General features: G+C 71.9%; 19 protein-coding genes. 8 read left to right on the top strand and 11 right to left on the bottom strand.

What is annotated here, in order from left to right; all coding sequences use genetic code 11:
- The first annotated feature begins 258 nt into the window (after positions 1–258).
- From ACNAW0_RS27330 to ACNAW0_RS27315, 4 genes are all read left to right on the top strand, one after another.
- Positions 259–762, top strand: coding sequence for a hypothetical protein (locus ACNAW0_RS27330; RefSeq protein WP_416290896.1), 504 nt, complete (start codon positions 259–261; stop codon positions 760–762).
- Positions 763–948: 186 nt separating this feature from the next.
- Positions 949–1,503, top strand: a complete 555-nt coding sequence (locus ACNAW0_RS27325; RefSeq protein WP_416290895.1) for a class F sortase — start codon at positions 949–951, stop codon at positions 1,501–1,503.
- Between the two features lie 128 nt (positions 1,504–1,631).
- Positions 1,632–2,747, top strand: a complete 1,116-nt coding sequence (locus tag ACNAW0_RS27320; RefSeq protein WP_416290893.1) for a magnesium and cobalt transport protein CorA — start codon at positions 1,632–1,634, stop codon at positions 2,745–2,747.
- A gap of 248 nt (positions 2,748–2,995) precedes the next feature.
- Positions 2,996–3,484, top strand: coding sequence for a hypothetical protein (locus tag ACNAW0_RS27315; RefSeq protein ID WP_416290892.1), 489 nt, complete (start codon positions 2,996–2,998; stop codon positions 3,482–3,484).
- Between the two features lie 12 nt (positions 3,485–3,496).
- Here the strand turns inward: ACNAW0_RS27315 and ACNAW0_RS27310 are convergent, their stop codons facing one another.
- Positions 3,497–4,441, bottom strand: a complete 945-nt coding sequence (locus ACNAW0_RS27310) for a hypothetical protein (RefSeq protein WP_416290891.1) — start codon at positions 4,439–4,441, stop codon at positions 3,497–3,499.
- A 77-nt stretch (positions 4,442–4,518) separates the two neighbouring features.
- On the opposite strand from ACNAW0_RS27310, the gene ACNAW0_RS27305 reads away from it, so the two are divergent.
- Positions 4,519–4,938, top strand: coding sequence for a YchJ family protein (locus ACNAW0_RS27305; protein ID WP_416290890.1), 420 nt, complete (start codon positions 4,519–4,521; stop codon positions 4,936–4,938).
- An 81-nt stretch (positions 4,939–5,019) separates the two neighbouring features.
- Here the strand turns inward: ACNAW0_RS27305 and ACNAW0_RS27300 are convergent, their stop codons facing one another.
- The 8 genes from ACNAW0_RS27300 to ACNAW0_RS27265 form a co-directional block, all read right to left on the bottom strand.
- Positions 5,020–5,565: a gluconokinase gene (locus ACNAW0_RS27300; RefSeq protein ID WP_416290889.1), complete on the bottom strand. Its 546-nt coding sequence runs from the start codon at positions 5,563–5,565 to the stop codon at positions 5,020–5,022.
- Positions 5,555–6,784, bottom strand: coding sequence for a D-mannonate dehydratase ManD (manD, locus tag ACNAW0_RS27295; RefSeq protein ID WP_416290888.1), 1,230 nt, complete (start codon positions 6,782–6,784; stop codon positions 5,555–5,557). The genes ACNAW0_RS27300 and manD overlap by 11 nt, the downstream gene beginning before the upstream one ends.
- A gap of 27 nt (positions 6,785–6,811) precedes the next feature.
- A complete protein-coding gene (locus ACNAW0_RS27290; RefSeq protein WP_416290887.1) occupies positions 6,812–7,822 on the bottom strand; it encodes a sugar kinase in 1,011 nt (336 codons plus the stop codon).
- Positions 7,819–8,442, bottom strand: coding sequence for a bifunctional 4-hydroxy-2-oxoglutarate aldolase/2-dehydro-3-deoxy-phosphogluconate aldolase (locus tag ACNAW0_RS27285; RefSeq protein ID WP_416290886.1), 624 nt, complete (start codon positions 8,440–8,442; stop codon positions 7,819–7,821). The genes ACNAW0_RS27290 and ACNAW0_RS27285 overlap by 4 nt, the downstream gene beginning before the upstream one ends.
- 4 nt (positions 8,443–8,446) lie before the next feature.
- On the bottom strand, positions 8,447–9,595 hold the full coding sequence (gene dgoD, locus ACNAW0_RS27280; RefSeq protein WP_416290885.1) for a galactonate dehydratase: 1,149 nt from the start codon (positions 9,593–9,595) through the stop codon (positions 8,447–8,449).
- A 5-nt stretch (positions 9,596–9,600) separates the two neighbouring features.
- Entirely contained in the window at positions 9,601–10,416 is an 816-nt protein-coding gene (locus tag ACNAW0_RS27275) for a carbohydrate ABC transporter permease (protein ID WP_416290884.1), read from the bottom strand.
- Positions 10,413–11,354: a carbohydrate ABC transporter permease gene (locus ACNAW0_RS27270; RefSeq protein ID WP_416290883.1), complete on the bottom strand. Its 942-nt coding sequence runs from the start codon at positions 11,352–11,354 to the stop codon at positions 10,413–10,415. The genes ACNAW0_RS27275 and ACNAW0_RS27270 overlap by 4 nt, the downstream gene beginning before the upstream one ends.
- A 76-nt stretch (positions 11,355–11,430) precedes the next feature.
- A complete protein-coding gene (locus ACNAW0_RS27265; protein WP_416290882.1) occupies positions 11,431–12,720 on the bottom strand; it encodes an ABC transporter substrate-binding protein in 1,290 nt (429 codons plus the stop codon).
- Between the two features lie 137 nt (positions 12,721–12,857).
- Here ACNAW0_RS27265 and ACNAW0_RS27260 point away from each other — a divergent pair, with 137 nt between their 5' ends.
- Entirely contained in the window at positions 12,858–13,616 is a 759-nt protein-coding gene (locus tag ACNAW0_RS27260) for a FadR/GntR family transcriptional regulator (RefSeq protein ID WP_416290881.1), read from the top strand.
- A 75-nt stretch (positions 13,617–13,691) separates the two neighbouring features.
- On the opposite strand, the gene ACNAW0_RS27255 is transcribed toward ACNAW0_RS27260, so the two are convergent.
- The gene (locus tag ACNAW0_RS27255) at positions 13,692–15,089 is read right to left on the bottom strand and encodes a M1 family metallopeptidase (RefSeq protein WP_416290880.1); all 1,398 of its coding nucleotides are present in this window, start codon (positions 15,087–15,089) and stop codon (positions 13,692–13,694) included.
- A gap of 127 nt (positions 15,090–15,216) precedes the next feature.
- On the opposite strand from ACNAW0_RS27255, the gene ACNAW0_RS27250 reads away from it, so the two are divergent.
- Complete coding sequence (locus ACNAW0_RS27250; RefSeq protein ID WP_416290879.1) at positions 15,217–16,098, top strand: GNAT family N-acetyltransferase; 882 nt, start codon at positions 15,217–15,219, stop codon at positions 16,096–16,098.
- Positions 16,099–16,158: 60 nt separating this feature from the next.
- On the opposite strand, the gene ACNAW0_RS27245 is transcribed toward ACNAW0_RS27250, so the two are convergent.
- Complete coding sequence (locus ACNAW0_RS27245; RefSeq protein ID WP_416290878.1) at positions 16,159–16,548, bottom strand: DUF2267 domain-containing protein; 390 nt, start codon at positions 16,546–16,548, stop codon at positions 16,159–16,161.
- Between the two features lie 165 nt (positions 16,549–16,713).
- Here ACNAW0_RS27245 and ACNAW0_RS27240 point away from each other — a divergent pair, with 165 nt between their 5' ends.
- Entirely contained in the window at positions 16,714–18,027 is a 1,314-nt protein-coding gene (locus tag ACNAW0_RS27240; protein ID WP_416290877.1) for a PQQ-binding-like beta-propeller repeat protein, read from the top strand.
- Positions 18,028–18,035 lie beyond the last annotated feature (8 nt).

Below are 18,035 nucleotides of genomic sequence, written 5' to 3'. Positions count from 1 at the left end.
GAAAGGCCGGGATTGCTGACATCCGACCACGGAATCAGCAACGGCTGGTTACGCCTGGGCGCTCCGGGCGCGGGTGGACGGGCGCGTCTGGCGCTGTCCGGCGGGAGGGAAAACACGGGACGGCAACGAAGATTTCTCATTTACACCGAGTGACCTCCGCAACGCTCCTAGTGTTGGCCACACCGGCGCTAGTCACGGAGTTGGCCACCCAAACGGCGTCCCACGCAGTCAGCGGACGAAAAGTGAGGGAAGACGCGGATGAAGGCACAGAGAATTTTCGGAACTGCGGCGGTCGGCGTGGGCCTCGGCGCACTCCTGCTCCCGACCGCCGCGCTCGCGGACACGACGGTCTCCCCCGCCACCACCCCGGTCGGCGGGACGGTCGTGCTCACCACGACGGAGTGCAACCCGGCGACCGGTGACGCGATCTTCCACATCACCGGGCCCAACCGGGACGAGAACGTCCGGTCCACCACGGCGGCGGCCGGGGGCGGGCTGAGCGCCGAACTGTTCACCGCCGGGTTCACCCTCGGCACGTACACGGTCACCACCACCTGCGGGGACGGCAGCAACGGCGGCACGGCCACCTTCACCGTCATCGCGGTCGGCGCCACCCCGATCGGCGGCGCCCCGGCGGGTGCCGGCGGCAAGGGCGGCGACAGCGGGGTGCTCGTCGCGGGCGGCGCGCTGGCCGCCGCGGCGGTCGCCGGTGGGACGTACGTGCTGGTGCGCCGCCGACGGCGGACCACCGACGCCGCCTGACGGCCTCGCCACACCATCCCTGAGCAAGGGTGCCCGCGCCGGGCGACAACCGGCGCGGGCGCCGCTCACACGTCGGACGGAGGTGGGAACCTGTCGTCGAAGAGCAGCCCCGGGGAAAGGCCGTCGAAGGCTCGGACCGCCGCCATCGTCGCCGCGGTCACGATCGCCGCAGCCACCGGCACCGGCATGGTGGCCGCCGGTCTCGGCACCACAGCCATCCGGCCACCGCAGCCGGGCGCCTCGGTGGCGCCGACCGCCGAACACTCCGGACCAGCCGGGCCGGTGCTCCCCCGCTCCGAACCGGTCCGCGTCACCATCCCCCGCATCGGCGTCGACGCCGACATCGTCCCGGTCGGCACGGGCGACGACGGCGAACTGGAGGTGCCGCCGCTGGAGCATCCGGAGATTGCCGGCTGGTACCGGCGCGGCCCCACCCCTGGCGAGGCCGGCAACGCGGTGCTGGTGGGGCACGTGGACTCGCAGATGGGCCCAGCGGTCTTCTTCGACCTCGGCCGGCTACGCCCCGGCGACACGGTACGGGTCACCCGGGCCGACGGCCGGGTCGCCACGTTCACCGTGGACGGCGTCGGGGTGTACCCGAAGGACCGCTTCCCCACCGACCGGGTGTACGGCGGCGGCGCGGACGTCCGGCTCCGCCTGATCACCTGCGGCGGGCGCTTCAACCCGCACACCGGCAGCTACCCGGACAACATCGTCGTCTTCGCCACCGCCACCCGCTGACCGGCGCCGGACAGCACGCGGCGCCCGCACGCCGTACGGTAGGCCATCAGTTCCTCGGCGGCCGGCGGCTCCAGGTCGCGGCGCGGCGCCAGGTCGCGCCGAGCTGGAGCCGCCGAAGGAGGTGCGCGGTGGCCCGATCGGCGCCACGGGCCCGGTGGGGCGGGCGATCCCTGTCCACCCTGCTCGCCCGCCTGGTCGGGCGGAACGGCGACGGCACGGCGGCAGCCGCGGCCCGGCGATCCAACCCGGACGCCGTGGTGGACTGCGCGGTCTACCTGGACGGCCGGCGGGAACCGGGCCGCCCGCACTACGCCGACGCGTACGCGCGCAGCCGGCGTACCCGTCGTTCGTTCGTCTGGCTGGGACTGCACGAGCCGGGCGCGGCGGTGATGGCGGCGGTCGGACGCACCTTCGGCCTGGACGAGCTGGCCGTCGCGCAGGCCCTCGCCGACGGGCACCGCCCCACGGTGCAGCGGCACGGCGAGGTGACGCTGCTGGTGCTGCGCACGGCCGGCTACGTCGAGCACACCGAGCTGACCGACACCTCCGAGGTGATCGACACCGGGGACGTGATGATGTTCCTCGGCCACCGGTTCGTCATCACCGTCCGGCACGGCGCGGCGGGCGCGCTCACCCCGGTCCGGGCGGATCTCGAGCGCCGCCCGGGTGTGCTGGCCGAGGGACCGTGGGCCGTCGCGTACGCGGTCTGCGATCGGATGGTCGACCTCTACCTGGAGGTCGCCGGGCACCTCGAGAGCGACCTCGAACGGGTCGAGGAGAACGTCTTCGCCCGCGACCACCGCGCCGACATCCAGCACATCTACCAGCTCAAGCGCGAGGTGGCGGAGTTCAAGCGAGCGGTGCTGCCGCTGCCCGCGCCGCTGCGGGCCGTACGGGAGCGGCGGGACGGTGGCCCGCCGCCGGGGCTGCACCGCTGGTTCGCCGACGTCGACGGCCGGCTCACCCGCGCCGTGGACCAGGTCAACTCCTACGACGAACTGCTCAACTCGATCCTCCAGGCCCGGCTGACGCAGCTCGCCGTCGACCAGAACAACGACATGCGCAAGATCGCGGCATGGGCGGCGATCGCCGCCACCCAGACCGCCGTGGCCGGCGTGTACGGCATGAACTTCGTCCACATGCCAGAGGTGGGCTGGCGGTACGGCTACCCGGCGGCGCTGCTGGTGATGGCCGTCGCCGGGTTCACCCTGCACCGGCTGTTCCGACGCTCAGGCTGGCTGTAGGCCGGCTCACGGCTTGCCGAGATCGGACGGCTCCTGGTCGAGCAGCTCGGCGAGGCGGGCCACCCGCCCGGGTCGGATCGTGACCCCCCCCCGGCTGGCTTGTGGCTCGGTGAACCGGCGCGCGGACGGGTTTACGGTGTTTGACCACCGGCGCGGCGGGAAGACACGCGCGCCGCGTGGGCCGGTCGGCCTGACGTTGCCGGACGGCGTGTCCGTCCGGGCCGCGGCGGAGGAGCGAGGGAGGAGCGATGGCCCAGGCGGCCACCAGACCCAGCAGCGCTCGGAAGGCCACCGGGGCGCGGAAGGCCCCGATGCCGAACAAGGCCGCGGCGAAGAAGGTCGCGACCGCCACCAAGCGGGCAACCGGGGCGACCGCGGCCAAGACGCCGGGCGGCAAGCCCACCCCGACGACCGCCCGGGCGGCGAGGAAGAAGGCCACCGCGGCCACCACCGCCACGCCCACCCGACGGCCGACCGCCAAGGCGACGGCCGCGAAGAAGGCGACCACCGCGAAGAAGGCCCCGGCCACCAAGGCGGCGGCGAAGAAGGCACCAGCCACGCGGGCCACCGCGAAGAAGGCGCCGGCAAAGAAGGGTACGGCCCGAAAGGCCACGGCGAAGAAGGCCGCGGCCGCCGCCCGGTCCCGCCGGATCGCCGAGACCCGGACGCCGGCGAAGAAGGCGACGACCATGGAGTCGTTCGGCAACCGGCGTACGGCCCGGACGAGCGGCCGCTGACCCGGCGGCCGGTCAGGGGGCGGTGAGCAGCCCGACCCGCTCGCCGGCGAGGTCGTTGCGGCGCCGGTGCAGCTCGGCGGCCTCGGTGGCCAGCCGGCCCCGCAGCCAGGCGACCGCCGCGCCGGCCCGCTCGACCGCGTCCTGCGCGCGCCGGATCCGGCCGCGCACGGCGAGGTCGGTGAAGATGTTGTCGAGGAAGATGTCAGCGAAGCGGGTCAGCTCGCCCAGCTCCAGCTCGGGCGCGACCCAGACCCCGGGCAGGTCGGCCAGCTCGGTACGGAGCACCGCCAGCCGCCGGTCGGCGACCCGGGCCGCCGCGGCGGCGTCGTCCATCCGGTTGTGTTTGATCACGCTGCTCACCATCCCGCCGCCGAAGAAGGTGTCGTAGGTGGACCAGCCGTCCGCCTTGGCCAGGTGGTCGCGTACGGCGGCGAGGGCGGTGCGGGCGGCCATCGCGGCTTGGGCTACCTCGTCGACCTGTCGGGCCCGGCTGGTGAGCCGGTCCCGTTCGGCGGCCAGCGCGGCGAGACGGGCCGCCCGAGGATCCCGGCCGGCGATCAGCAGCCGTTCCCGCTCGTCGAGCAGGGCCGCGTACGTCGCAGGTGCCTCGGCCAGTTCGGCACGCCGCGCCTGGGCGGCCCGGTGCTCGCGGCGCAGCCCGGCGAGGTGCGCCTGTGCGTCCGCCGCGCGCCGGGCGGCCAGGTCGGCCTCGGCGCGTTCCCGGGCCAGGTCGTCGTCACGGCTGCCGCGCAGGGAGGCGAGCACGCGGGTGATCGAGTGGCCTTCCAGGCGTTCGACGTCCTGCTGCTCCCGCTCGTGCGCGTGGCGCAGCGGTTCGAGGTGCCGTTCCGCCTCCTCGACGCGGCGGCGCAGCAGCTCGACCTGCCCACCGATCGTCTGGTGTTCGCGTACCCGCGCTGCCGCCTCGGCGAGCCGTCGTACCACGTCCCCGTTCACGCCGTCATTACAGCGCAGCCGGGCAAGGTGGCACCCGGCACCAGCCCGGTGGTCGCCGCTGCGGCAGGATGGCGGTCGTGGCGAAACGTGGCGCCGGCCGGGGCGCGGCCGAACGGGCGAGCGGGGGTTGTCCCTGCGGGAGTGGCCTGCCGTACGCGGACTGCTGCGGCCCGATCCACCGGGGCACGGCGACGGCGGCGACCGCCGAGGCGCTCATGCGGTCGCGGTTCAGCGCCTTCGCCGTCGGCGACGCCGACCACCTGTTGCGCAGCTGGCACCCCTCGACCCGGCCGGCTCGGCTGCGGCTGGACCCGGGGCTGCGGTGGACGCGGCTGGAGATCCTCGGCAGCGACCGGGGCGGCCTCTTCGACACCGCGGGCACGGTCCGGTTCCGCGCCCACTACCGCGAGGCGGGCCGCCCCGGCACGCTGGAGGAACACAGCCGCTTCGTCCGGGAGGGCGGCGGCTGGGTCTACCTGGACGCCGTGCCCGAGTGATCCCGCGGGCACGGCCGGGCGCGGCCGGCACGGCCCCGGCCCGCAGCCGGTGACCGGGCCGACCCGCCCGGAACAGCCCGGTCAGTGGCCGGCGACGCTCGCGCGCAGCGGCAGGCCGAGCCGGTCGATCGCCACGCGGACGAGGTCGTCCGGTGACGCCGCCACCTCCAGCACCATGCCGGACTCGTCCGGCTCCAGGTGCTCGAGGATCGCCCGCTGGGAGTCGAACAGGCTCGCCGGCATGTAGTGCCCGACCCGCAGCCGCAGCCGCTCCCGCATCAGCTCCGCCGACCCGTCCAGGTGCAGGAACTCCACCTCCGGCGGCCCCTGCCGCAGCTCGTCCCGATAGGCGCGCTTGAGGGCCGAGCAGGCCAGCACGGTGGAGACCCCCTCGGCGTGCCGCTCGGCCATCCAGGCGGCCAGGGCGCGCAGCCAGGGCCAGCGGGCCGCGTCGTCCAGCGGGATGCCGGCGCGCATCTGCGCCACGTTGGCCGCCGAGTGGAACTCGTCCGCCTCGGCGAACCGCAGGCCGGTCAGCTCGCTGATCCCCCGGGCCACCGTCGTCTTGCCCGCTCCGGACACGCCCATCACCACGATGTGCCGGGTGGGCAGCTGCTCACCAGTCATGGACGGTGCCGTCCTTGAGCCGGTTGAACGGCAGGTACGCCGGCTGGTACGGGAACCGGGCGGCGGCCTCCTCGTCGAGTTCCACGCCGAGGCCGGGCTGGTCGCCGGGGTGCAGGTAGCCGTCGGTGAAGCTGAACGACTGGCGGAACACCTCGTTGGTGAGCGGGCCGTGCTGCATGTACTCCTGGATGCCGAAGTTGTGGATGGCCAGGTCGAGGTGCAGCGCGGCGGCCATGCCGACCGGCGAGATGTCGGTGGGGCCGTGGATGCCGGACTTGATCTGGTACTGGGCGGCGAAGTCGAGCAGCTTACGCATGGCGGTGATGCCGCCGGTGTGGGTGACGGCGGACCGTACGTAGTCGATGAGCTGTTCCCGGACCAGCGTCTGGTAGTCCCAGACGGTGTTGAAGATCTCGCCGATGGCCAGCGGGGTGGTGGTGTGCTGGCGGACCAGCCGCAGCGCGTCCTGGTTCTCCGCCGGGGTGCAGTCCTCCAGCCAGAACAGGTCGTACGGTTCGAGTGCCTTGCCGAGCTTGGCGGCCTGGATGGGGGTCATCCGGTGGTGCCCGTCGTGCAGCAGCGGCAGTTCGGGGCCGAACTCGTTGCGTACCGCCTCGAAGACGCCGGGCAGGTGGCGCAGGTAGGCGCGGGTGTCCCAGTCCTCCTCGGAGGGCAGCGGGGTGCGCTGCGCCGGCTCGTAGTCGTAGCGCTTGCCGTCGGCGCTGGGCTGTGCGGCCACGCCGTAGACGGCGTTGATGCCGGGCACCGAGGTCTGCACCCGGATCGATCGGAAGCCGAGGTCGAGGTGGCGGCGGATCGAGTCGAACAGCTCCGGCAGGTCCCGCCCGGAGGCGTGCCCGTACGCCATGATCCCGGTCCGGGAGGCGCCGCCGAGAAGCTGGTAGAGCGGCATGCCGGCGGCCTTGGCCTTGATGTCCCAGAGCGCGACGTCCACGGCCGCGATGGCGGCCATGGTGACCGGGCCGCGCCGCCAGTACGCCGACCGGTAGAGGAACTGCCAGGTGTCCTCGATGCGGTGCGGGTCCCGCCCGATCAGCAGGGGGACGACGTGGTCGGCCAGGTAGGACGCGACGGAGAGTTCGCGCCCGTTGAGGGTGCCGTCCCCCAGCCCGGTCAGCCCCTCATCTGTGGTGATCTTGAGGGTGACGAAGTTGCGGTCGGGGCTGGAGACGATGACGTCCGCTGCGACGATCTTCACGCGGTGTGCCTTTCTCAAGGGGTACGGTCAGCGAAGGGTACTGCCGGGCTGCAGGCCGTCCAGCAGGGACAGCTCGTCGCGGCGTGGGAGGGCCTCCCAGTCGCCGTGGCCGGCGACGGCGAAGGCACCGAGGGTGACCGCGCGGCGCAGCCGCCCGGCCAGGTCGAGTCCGTCCAGGTGGCCGGAGAGGTAGCCGGCGGTGAAGGCGTCCCCCGCGCCGACGGTGTCGACCGCCGTCACGGGCAGCGCCGCCGCCTCCAGCCGGCCGTCCCGGGTGTACGCGCGGGCACCGTCGCCACCGAGCTTCACCAGCACGGTCGACACGCCCCGGTCCAGCAGCGAGGCCACCGCGGTCTCCTCGTCGGCACCCGGTGCGCCGACCAGGTCCAGCTCGTCGGCGGAGGCGACGAGGACCGAGACGTGGCCGGCGAGCGGGGTGAGTACCGCCCGGGCGGCGTCCCGACTCCACAGCCGGGCCCGGTAGTTGACGTCGAGGCAGACCAACGCGCCGGCCCCGGCGGCGGTCCGCGCCGCCCAGCTCGTGGCCTCCCGGGCGCTGTCGGACAGCGCCGGGGTGATCCCGGTCAGGTGCAGCACCCGCGCTCCGGCGGCCAGGGCGGAGCTCAGGTCGTCGACGTGGAGCGCGGACCCGGCCGAGCCGGCGCGCTGGTAGATGACCCGGGTCAGGTCGGCGGTACGCCGCTCCAGGAACATCAGCCCGGCCGAGCGCTCCGGGTCGCGGGCCACGTGCGCGACCGCCACGCTCTCGGCGCGTAGCTGCCGCAACAGGAACCCGCCCAACTCGTCGTCGCTGACCCGGCCGGCGAAGGCCGCGCGGTGGCCGAGCCGGGACACGCCGATGGCCACGTTGCACTCCGCCCCGGCCAGATGCGGGTGCAGCGGGCCGCCGGCGGAGAGCGGGCCGGCCGAGCGCAGCGAGACCAGGGCTTCGCCGAAGGTGAGCAGGTCGACGCCGGCCGCGACGCGGTGGCCAGGTAGGCGCGGCTCGGGCAGGGCGTCGAGGTGGCCGCCGGTCATGAGACGGCGGCGAGGTAGGCGCGGGCCCGCTGACGCAGGGCGTCGAGGTCGCCGCCGGAGGCCGCGTCGCCGACCAGCGGCCCGCCGACGCCGACGGCGATCGCCCCGGCGGCGAAGTACCCGGGCAGGTCGGCCAGACCTACCCCGCCGACCGCGACGAACGGGATGTCCGGGAACGGGTCGCGCACCGCCTTCAGGTACGCCGGGCCTCCCGCCGACGCCGGGAACAGCTTGATCGCCGATGCCCCCATCCGCATCGCGGTGTACGCCTCGGTCGGGGTGAACGCTCCGGCGGCGACGGGAAGGCCGCGCCGGGCCGCCTCGGGGATCGACTCGACCACGGCCGGCGTCACCACGAACTGCGCGCCCGCGGCGGCCACGTCGGCGACGTCGGCGGCGGTGAGCACCGTGCCGGCGCCGACCAGCGAGCCGGCGGGCGCGGCCGCGCGCAGCGCCTCGACGGCCGACGCGGCGTTCGGCGTGGTGAGGGCCACCTCGACGATGCGTACGCCCTCTTCCAGCAGGGCGGTTCCGGCGGCGATCGCGCCGGCGGTGTCGGTGCCGCGGATGACCGCGAGGATACGGGCGGCGGCGAGTTCGGAGGTGAGGTTGACGGTCATGAGATCACCATTCCGCATAGGAGCCGTCGCGGTGCCGCCAGGTGGGGCTGCGCCAGGCGTGCCCGCGCTTGTCCGCCGCCCGCACCGCGTTCTCGTCGATCTCGATGCCGAGGCCGGGTCCGGTGAGCCGCTCGACGTGGCCGTCCACGAAGGTCAGCGGCTTCTTGTCGAGGCAGTAGTCGAGCACCTCGGCGCCGAGGTTGTAGTGGATGCCGATGCTCTGCTCCTGGATCAGGTAGTTCGGCGTGGCGAAGCCGACCTGCAGGCAGGACGCCAGGGCGATCGGGCCGAGCGGGCAGTGCGGGGCGAGCTGCACGTCGTACACCTCGGCCAGCGTGGCGATCTTGCGGACCTCGGTGATGCCGCCGGCATGCGAGAGGTCAGGCTGGGCGACCGCGATGCCGGCCTGGAGCACCGGCAGGAACTCCTGCCGGCTGTAGAGCCGCTCCCCGGTGGACACCGGCGTGGTGGTGGCGCGGACAAACTCGCCGATGAGGTGCGAGTTCTCCGGGACGACGGGCTCCTCCAGGAAGAACGGCCGGTAGGGCTCGAGCAGCGGGGCGACCCGGCGGGCGGTGGCGAGGTTGAACCGGCCGTGGAAGTCGACCGCGACGTCCCGCTGGTCACCGAGCACCTCGCGGGCCGCAGCCACCCGTTGGACCACGCCGTCGAGTTCGGCCACCGAGGCCACCGGACTCATCGGGCCCGAGGCGTTCATCTTCACCGCGGTGAGGCCCGTCTCGACGGCGGCGCTGATCTGGTCGCGGACCTCGCTGGGTTCGTCGCCGCCGACCCAGCCGTACACCCGGATCCGGTCCCGGACCGGGCCGCCGAGCAGCTGGTGCACGGGGGCGCCGTAGTGCTTGCCGGCGATGTCCCAGAGCGCCTGGTCGAGGCCGGCCACGGCGCTGGCCAGGATCGGGCCGCCGCGGTAGAAGGAGCCCTTGGTCATGATCTGCCAGTGGTCCTCGATGCGCAGCGCGTCCTGGCCGATCAGCAGTTCACTGAGCTGCTCGACGGCGGTGCGGACGGTCTCGGACCGGCCCTCGCAGGTCGCCTCGCCCCAGCCGATGATCCCGTCGGTGGTCTCGACGCGGACGAAGAGCCAGCGGGGGGCGACGAGGAAGGTCTCGATACGCGCGATGGTGGTCATGCCGCTCAGCCCTTCGTGGCGCCGGCGGTGAGGCCGGAGACGATGTACTTCTGCACGAACAGGGCGATCACCATGATCGGCAGGGTGACCACGGTGGCCGCGGCCATCAGGCCGCCCCAGTCGATGCTGGCGTAGCCGACGAAGTCGAAGATCGCCACGGGCAGGGTCTTGGTGTCCGCGCCGGAGAGCACCAGGGCGAACATGAAGTTGTTCCAGGAGAAGATGAAGGACAGGATCCCGGCGGTCGCGATGCCCGGCACGGACAGCGGCAGGGTGATCCGGCGGAACGCGCCGATGTGGGTCAGCCCGTCGACCAGCGCCGCCTCTTCCAGATCCTGCGGCAGGCTGTCGAAGAAGCCCATCATGATGTAGACGATCAGCGGCAGCGACACGAACATGTGGCTGAGGATCAGCACCGTGTAGCCGCCGACCATCTGCAGGTTCGAGAAGACGTAGTACCAGGGCACCAGGAGCGAGACACCGGGGATGACCCGAGCCATGAGCACGACGAGCGCGGACTTGTTCATGTTGAAGCGGCTCATCGAGTACGCGGCGGGCACCCCGAGGATGAGGGAGAGCACCGTGGCGGCGAACGCCACCCAGAGGCTGTTGCCGATGAACTGGACGTAGTTCGCCCGCTGGAGCACGGTGTGGTAGTTGTCCAGCGTGGGCGAGAAGGCGAACGCCTTGTCGGTGTCGTAGATGTCGACGTTGGTCTTGAACGACGCGGCGACCATCCAGAGCAGCGGCGCGATCAGCGAGATCACCACGACGGCCAGCGCCACCGCCCGGAACACCTTGAACGGCCGGCTCGGGTTCATCGCTCCAACCCCTTCTTGCGGTAGGTCAGGGCCCACATCACCCCGATGATGATCAGGAAGAAGATGATGAGGACCGTCGATGAGATGCCGTACTCGTTGTAGTCGAAGCTGAGGCCGTACGCGTAGACGTTGAGGGTTTCCACCTCGTGGAACGACCCGCCGCCGCGGCCCTTGGTGGCGTAGAGGATGTCGAAGGTCTTCAGCGCATCGATGCCGCGCAGCAGGATCGCGACGATCACGGTGGGCATCAGCAGCGGCAGGGTGACGTGCCGGAACCGCTGCCAGGTGCTGGCGCCGTCGATGAGGGCCGCCTCCTGGGGCTCGTCGGAGAGCGACGTCAGACCGGCGAGCAGGATCAGCACGACCATCGGCGTCCACTGCCAGATGTCGATGAACATCGTCGTCGGCAGGGCCGAACTCTGGCCGGCCAGCCAGGGCTGGGGACCGACGCCGACCCAGCCGAGCAGCTGGTTCGCCATGCCGATGTTGGGATCGAAGATCAGCCGCCACATCATGCCGACCGCGACCGGGGTGGCCACCAGCGGCAGGAGGATGGCGACCCGAACCCACTTCTCACCACGGAACGGGCGCCACAGCAGCAGGGCGATCGCCATGCCGAGCACGACCTCGACGAGGAGCACGACGCCGGTGAAGAGGACGGTTCGCCACACCGCCGGCCAGAACCGGTCGGTGTCGGTGAGCACGTCGAGGTAGTTCTGGAACCCGATGAACTGGCTCTCGGCGCGTACCGAGCCCTCGGCGTCGGTCAGGCTGAGGTATCCGGTCCAGGCCACCGGAAAGATGATCAGCACGGCGACGAACGCCATGGCGGGTGCCGCGAAGAGCCACTTGCGGTGCGCGTTGGCCCAGCGCGACCAGGCCGACTCCGCCGAGCGGGCGTCGGGCGATCTGGTGACGGGTGTGGTGACGGCTGACATGAGGTCTCCGGTGCTCAGGGCCAGGGTCCCGGCGCGGGGTGGCGGAGCCGGTCAGCCCCGCCACCCCGCGGTCGGACTACTTCGCCTCGTCGTCGAGGAACTTCTGGAACGCCTCGTTCGCCGCGTCCGCCGAGGCGGCCGCGTCCTTGCCGGTGATCGCGTCGACGATCGGCTGGCCGACGATCTCGCGCGCCTGGGCGACCTTCACGACCAGGGGACGGTCATGGCCGATGCCGTTGGCGGTGCTGGCCGCGGTAGCCTCGGCGAGGTCCTTCGGGTAGGTCGAGGTGCCCTCCGGGTTGGCCCAGACCGACGCGCGGGCGCCGGGGACGCCGGCCTCCTGCTGCGCCAGGGACTGCTCCTTGCCGGCCGCCCACTGGATGAACTTCCAGGCGTTGTCCTTGTTCTTCGACGTGTCGTTGACGCCGAGCGCCCAGGACGGGATGTTGTACGGCTTCGAGCCGGCCGGGCCGGCCGGGAAGGCCGCGAAGCCGACGGTGTCGGAAACCTTCGACTTGGCCGGGTCAGTGGCGTTCTTGTAGAGCGAGTTGGCCTCGGTGTAGAAGGCCGCCTTGCCCTGGGTGAAGATCGCCATCGCCTCGGACCAGCTCATGTCGGTGCTGATGTTCTTCGGACCGTGCTCGCGGAGCAGCCCGCCGTAATAGGCGTACGCCTGCTTGGCCTGCTCGGTGTTGACCGACGCCTTCCCGCTGCCGTCGACGAAGTCGCCGCCGAAGCTGTACAGGAAGCTGGAGAACTGCGTGACGGCGGCCGCCTTGCCGGTGCGAGCCACGAAGCCGGCGACTCCGGGGTTGTCAACCGCGACCTTGGCCGCCTGCGTCTTGAGCTCGTCAAGGGTCTTCGGCGGTGCGGTGAAGCCGGACTTCTCCAGCAGGTCCTTGCGGTAGTAGAGGACCTCCTGCTCGGTAATGATCGGCACGCCGACGACCTTGTCGTCGTACGTGGTGGCCTGCACCGGACCGGCCTGGAAGTCGCTGAAGTCGAAGGCGCTGTCGGACTTGGTCCGCTCGGTCAGGTCGGCGAGGTACTTGTTCTTGGCGAACAGCTTCCCCTCTTGCAGCGGCCGGTACATCATCACGTCGATGTCGCTGGACCCGGCGTTCAGCTTGACGTTGTACTGGTCGGAGAGCTGGTCCTCACCGAGCTGGGTGACCTCGACCTTGAGGCCCGTCTGCTTCTCGAACTCCGGCAGGGCCTTCTTGATGTTCTCCGTCCAGACGTGGTTCACCAGCGTCACGCGCAGCGTCTTCGACCCGCTGCCGCCGTCGCTCCCGCCGCCGCATGCGGACAGGCCCATGGCGGCCACCACGGCCAGAGACGTACCGATTATCGATCGACGTCGCACGTCATCTCTCCTTCACACGTGGTCGCCGTCCGGGGGGACAGAGCGCCACAACGTTGTAACGTCTGCTTTACGACCGGATGCTAGGCCAAAAAAACTGATTTATCCAAGAGGTTGACCCAACTGATATGATCCTTGGCGTGGAACCGTACTCCTCCGGGGGCATCGCAGCCCAGCACGCCCCTGCCGAAGCGGGGCTGCACGCGCGTGTTCTCGAGCACCTCGGCACCGCCATCTGCGGCGGCGAATTCGCCCCCGGGGCGGTCCTCAACATCGACGAGCTGGTCGACCGGTACGAGGTCTCCCGCTCGGTCGTACGCGAGGTGCTGCGGGTCCTGGCGTCGATCGGGTTCATCGAGACCCGCCGCCGGGTCGGAGTGATGATCCGACCGGCCCACGACTGGAACGTCTTCGACCCCCAGGTCATCCGCTGGCGGCTCGCCTCGGACAGCCGGATCGCCCAGCTCCGGTCGATCACCGAGCTGCGCACCGCCATCGAGCCGCACGCCGCTCTGCTCGCCGCCAGCCGCGCCGGTCACGACGAAGCGAGCGATCTCGTCGGGCTCGCGGCGAAGATGTGGGCCGCCGTCCAGGCCGGCGACGAGGAGCGCTTCCTGCACCTCGACATCGAATTCCATCGGCGGGTGCTGCTCGCCTCCGGCAACGAGATGTTCGTCCGGCTGCAGGATCTGGTCGCGGAGGTGCTCACCGGCCGGCACAAGCACCACCTCATGCCGCACCGCCCGCACGAGCAGGCGCTGCACCTGCACGCCGAGGTCGCCCAGGCGATCCAACGGCACGACGGCGAACGCGCACGGAAGGCGATGGTGCAGCTCATGGAACAGGCCTTCGACGAGATGAAGTCGATCTGGGAGCAGACCGCCGAGCCCACCCGGTGAGCTGACCCCGCCCCGAGGCCGTTCGCGGCTGAGGGCTGGCCGGATCGCCGATCCGGCCAGCCCTCAGCCCGGGCTTCACCAGCTGGTCGGCTTGCCGGTGTGGTAGAGCCAGGCGTCGAAGAACGGGCCCAGGTCCTGCTGCGACTCGCGCTCGGCGAGCCCGACGAAGTCGGCGGAGGTGGCGTTGCCGAACCGGTGCGCCGTCGTCCACTCCTTCAAGATCTTGAAGAAGACCTCGTCACCGACCTTGACCCGCAGCGCGTGCAGCGTCATGGCGCCCCGGTCGTACGGCGGGTAGCTGAACATGTTCAGGACACCCGGGTCGGCCAGCAGGACGTCCCAGAACGACTGCTTGTCCGGGGCGTACGTGCGCTCGAAGAGCTTCTGCGCGGTCGGCCCGCCATTGTGCTCGCTCCACAGCCACTCCGCGTAGGTCGCGAAGCCCTCGTTGAGCCAGATGTCCGACCAGCGGGTCAGCGAGACGCTGTCGCCGAACCACATGTGTGCCAACTCGTGGGCGATCGTGCCGATCGCGTCGCTGGGCACGTCGCAGAAGACGGGGCGCGTCTGCGTCTCCAACGCATAGCCCACCTTCGGCGCGTAGTCGATGACCGCGCCGGTGGAGGAGAACGGGTACGGGCCGAACACCGAGCTGAAGAAGTCGACGATGTCCGGGATCTCGGCGAGCATCGGTGCCGCCCGCTTCGCCAGGCGCGGATCCACCGCCGTGTAGACGGGGATGTTGCTGGCGGTCGTGAACTCGCTGACGACGAACTTCCCGATCGTCACGGTGGCGAGATAGGTGGCCATCGGTTCGCGGGACTCCCACACGAACGTGGTCCAGCCACCGTGGGTGGCCTGGGAAACCAGCGTGCCGTTGCCCACCGCGGTCGTCCCGTCCGGGACGGTCGCACGGAAGGTGAAGGTGGCCTTGTCGGTCGGATGGTTGTTGCCCGGGAACCACATCGCGGAACCCTGCGGCTCGCCGACGACGAACGCGCCGTCGTCCGTGGGCACCCAGCCTTCGACGGATCCGTCGGCGTCGTACATCGGTCCGGGTTCACCCGCGTAGGTGATCACGACGGTGAAGGTGCGGCCCGCCTTGAGCACGTTCTTCGGCGTGGCGAACAGCTTGTCGTCGTCACGCGAGAAGCGTGCCGCAACCGCGTTCACGGTCACGGCGCTCACCGTCGGACCCCTGAAGTCGAGGCTGAAGCGGCTGAGGTCCTGCGTCGCCACCGCGGTGATGGTGGCGGTGGCGGTCATCTGCCGGGTGCCGGGATCATAGGTGAAGGCGATGTCGCAGTGCCGGACGTCGAAACCGCCGTTACCCTGTCGCTGGAAGTAGGGGTCGCCGATGGAGTCAGCACCGACCATCGAGCCCGGCGCCGCGGCCGCCGGGGCCGCCAGGATCGGACCGGCCACGAGAGCGGCGGCGACCAGCGCCGATACGGCGGGCGTACGAAGCATCATGAGTCCTCCTCGGGACAGTAGCGTGGACGCTACGAAGGACCGCAGGCGCAGTCAAGGGGCTGGATGGGCGCGTTAACCGTCGCGATGCCACCCCATCGGTGGCCGAATCAGTAGGAGGAATCCGAAAGTGCAACGGGATCGGCACTGCGGCGATGGCCTTACGGTTCGGGGCGCCACGGGCAGTGATCTCGAGGCCATCGCCCGCGTCGCCGAGGCGGCGGGGCAGCGGGGCGAGTGGACCGGTGCCGACCCCGCGTACGTGGGGCACCTGCTGCGGCACGGGCGAGTCGCGGTCGCGAGCGACGAGGACCGGATCATCGGGTTCGGGGCGACCCGCGGCATCGCCAGCCGCGGCGGCGTGACGTCGATGCTGTGCGACCTGTTCGTCAATCCGGCGCAGCACGGTCGCGGCTGCGGCCGGGCGCTGCTCGGCGAGCTGTGGCCCGATCAGAGCGCGCCGCGGATGACGTTCAGCAGCCAGCACCCGCACGCGTTGCCGCTGTACACGAGCGTCGGTCTGCACGCCTGGTGGCCACTGTTGTACCTGACCGGCGACGTCCGTGCCGTGCGGCCGCCCGCCGGCTGGACCGTGGCGCCGTCGGCACCGGAGGCGGTCAGCAGGTTCGAGGCGGGCTGGACGGGCGTCGACCGCAGCGCCGACCATCACGCCTGGGCGCGGCGACCGAACGGGACGGGACTTGTCGCGGCCCTCGACGGCCGGCCACTGGCCGCCGGCACCGCGGCCGGCGAGGGCGAGGGCTTCGGCCTCGTACACCTGGCCTCGGCTCCGCGTCTTCCGGACGCCCAGGTCGGCGACAGCGTACTGGCGGTCCTCGCCGCATTAGGAGGCGCGGACGGGCACGCGCGGGTGTGCCTGCCGGCGCCACACCCGGCCGTCCGGCCACTGCTGGCAGCCGGATGGCGGGCGACCGACCTGGACCTGTTCATGGCGACCGAGGTCGACCTGCTGGACCCCCGTCGCTGCGTTCCCTCGCCGGCGCTCGCCTGACGGCGGACTCCGCGGTCCGCGCCGGCGAGGTACCGCGACCAGGACCGGTCGCCGGGCCGGTCAGGGCCTGCGGGGCACCGGCTGGGCCAGGGCACGGATCTCCATCGGCAGTTGCGACAGCGCCTGCTCGAACTGCTGGTGCCCGACCACCGGGTCCAGGGTCTGCAGGACGACCGGCACGCCGCGCTCGGCGACGTCCCGAGCCACCCCCGCCCGCTCCGCCACCCGCCGCAGGAACTCGTCGTACCCGAACGCCTCCGGCTCCTCGGGACGGGCCCGGGCCAGCAGCGGGCGCAGCTCGTGGGCCACGTGGTCGGCCAGGTCCGCCGCCTTCCCGCCGCTGATCCGCTCCGCGAGGGTACGCAACGTGGCCTCGGTCAGGGACCGCGCCGTCTCCGGCGGGACGCCCGACCGCGCGGCCACCTTCTCGAAGAACTCCAGCTCAGCCATGCTCCGTCCTCCCCGTCCGGCAGACCGCGTGGCTACCCGGCGCAGACTGCCGCAAACGATCGTGGTGGGGTTCCGCCGGCACCCGGCATCGCCGAACAGCGGGTATCCTCCGGTGACCACCGCAACCGGCACCGACGTCAGTGAATCCGAGAGCGGAAGACCTCGATGACTGTCATCGATCTGGGCGAGCTGAATGGCGCTACGGGACCCACGCCGGCCAACCGGATTCCGCGCCGTGTCATCCGGCAGCTCGGCCTTGTCGGCGCGCTCGGGGTCAGCCTCGCCACGGCCACCACCTCGGCTCCGCAGGCTGAGCGGCCGGCGGCGGTGGCGGTACCGGCTCGCCCGGACGCGAGCGCCGTCGTCCGGGGCGACCTGCTCTTCGTCGTCGACCAGACTCGGCCAGTAGCGGGGGCCGACGCCGGCGAGCCGGAACTGGCCGCGTACGCACTGCCAGCCGGCCGGCCGCTCTGGCAGGTACCGCTGCCGGTGCCAGAGCTGTGGTCGGGCCCCGTTCGCGCCGCCGACGTCGTCCTGCTCGGTGGGCTCACCGGCGCGGTCCGCGGTGCCGCCGAGGGCCAGCTCGATCCGGACAGCCAGGAGGTTGTGGCGCTCACCCGCGCCAACGGCACGATGCGCTGGCGACGGCCAGGCGAGCTGATCGGGATCACCCGGCGGGGCAACGTTCTGGTCGGGGCCGGCCCAGCGGACCGGGACGGGATGTTGCACTCGGTGGACCCGGCCATCGGCGTCGACCGGTGGGCCCGGCCCGCCGCCTGGGTCGGTTTGCGTACTCGGAGCGGGGTGGCCGACCTGATGCTGCTGGAGACGGCACGCCGAGTGGAGGTGCGCGACCCGGAATCCGGTGACCTGCTGGGGGCGCTGGCCCTGCCACCGCCCGCCGCAGATCAGCCCCGGCGCGCCCAGTTCGTCGGCGACCTCCTGCTGATCCGTGAGGGCGACCGCGTGGTCACAGCCTACGACGTCGGGTCCATGACCCGGCGGTGGTCCCATGCGTTGGGTCCGGCCGCAGAGTCCGACCTCTCCGCGTGTGGCGACCTGGTCTGTCTACAGGCACATGATGGCAGGTTGCGGGTGCTCGACCCGGCGACCGGCCAGACCCGGTGGGAGGGAGACCATCTGCTCGTCGTCGCCGCGGCCGGCGATCGGTTGCTGCTCGGAGCATCCGAGCGACCGGGGTCGGGCGATTTCGTGGTGGTGGACGGCGGCACCGGGCGGGTCCGACGGCACCTGGGCCGGTGGCAGCTGTCCTTCGGGTCCGCGTGGGACGAGGCACCAGTCGGCCAGCAGCGACTCGCCGACGGGCGGCAACTGGTGGCGAGACTCGACCCGGCGGAGGACGGCGTGCGGACCCTCGGGGCGATACCTGACGTAGTCGGTGAGTGCCAGGCCCCCGGCTCGGTGCTGGTATGCCGCCGGGAGGGCGGGGAGTTCGGGGTCTGGCGGCTGGACCCGTAAGCCGCCGC

This window comes from Micromonospora sp. SL1-18, from assembly GCF_047921505.1.
GTDB lineage: Bacteria > Actinomycetota > Actinomycetes > Mycobacteriales > Micromonosporaceae > Micromonospora.
Note: the sequence above shows the minus strand (reverse complement) of the source record. Positions and strands in the feature narration are given on the sequence as shown.

Bases quoted from the DNA above. Each gene is read 5' to 3' on its own strand.
- ACNAW0_RS27330 (WP_416290896.1), top strand. From the start codon at position 259: ATGAAGGCACAGAGAATTTTCGGAACTGCGGCGGTCGGCGTGGGCCTC.
- ACNAW0_RS27325 (WP_416290895.1), top strand. From the start codon at position 949: ATGGTGGCCGCCGGTCTCGGCACCACAGCCATCCGGCCACCGCAGCCG.
- ACNAW0_RS27315 (WP_416290892.1), top strand. From the start codon at position 2,996: ATGGCCCAGGCGGCCACCAGACCCAGCAGCGCTCGGAAGGCCACCGGG.
- ACNAW0_RS27300 (WP_416290889.1), bottom strand. From the start codon at position 5,565: ATGACTGGTGAGCAGCTGCCCACCCGGCACATCGTGGTGATGGGCGTG.
- ACNAW0_RS27290 (WP_416290887.1), bottom strand. From the start codon at position 7,822: ATGACCGGCGGCCACCTCGACGCCCTGCCCGAGCCGCGCCTACCTGGC.
- ACNAW0_RS27285 (WP_416290886.1), bottom strand. From the start codon at position 8,442: ATGACCGTCAACCTCACCTCCGAACTCGCCGCCGCCCGTATCCTCGCG.
- dgoD (WP_416290885.1), bottom strand. From the start codon at position 9,595: ATGACCACCATCGCGCGTATCGAGACCTTCCTCGTCGCCCCCCGCTGG.
- ACNAW0_RS27275 (WP_416290884.1), bottom strand. From the start codon at position 10,416: ATGAACCCGAGCCGGCCGTTCAAGGTGTTCCGGGCGGTGGCGCTGGCC.
- ACNAW0_RS27270 (WP_416290883.1), bottom strand. From the start codon at position 11,354: ATGTCAGCCGTCACCACACCCGTCACCAGATCGCCCGACGCCCGCTCG.
- ACNAW0_RS27255 (WP_416290880.1), bottom strand. From the start codon at position 15,089: ATGATGCTTCGTACGCCCGCCGTATCGGCGCTGGTCGCCGCCGCTCTC.
- ACNAW0_RS27245 (WP_416290878.1), bottom strand. From the start codon at position 16,548: ATGGCTGAGCTGGAGTTCTTCGAGAAGGTGGCCGCGCGGTCGGGCGTC.
- ACNAW0_RS27240 (WP_416290877.1), top strand. From the start codon at position 16,714: ATGACTGTCATCGATCTGGGCGAGCTGAATGGCGCTACGGGACCCACG.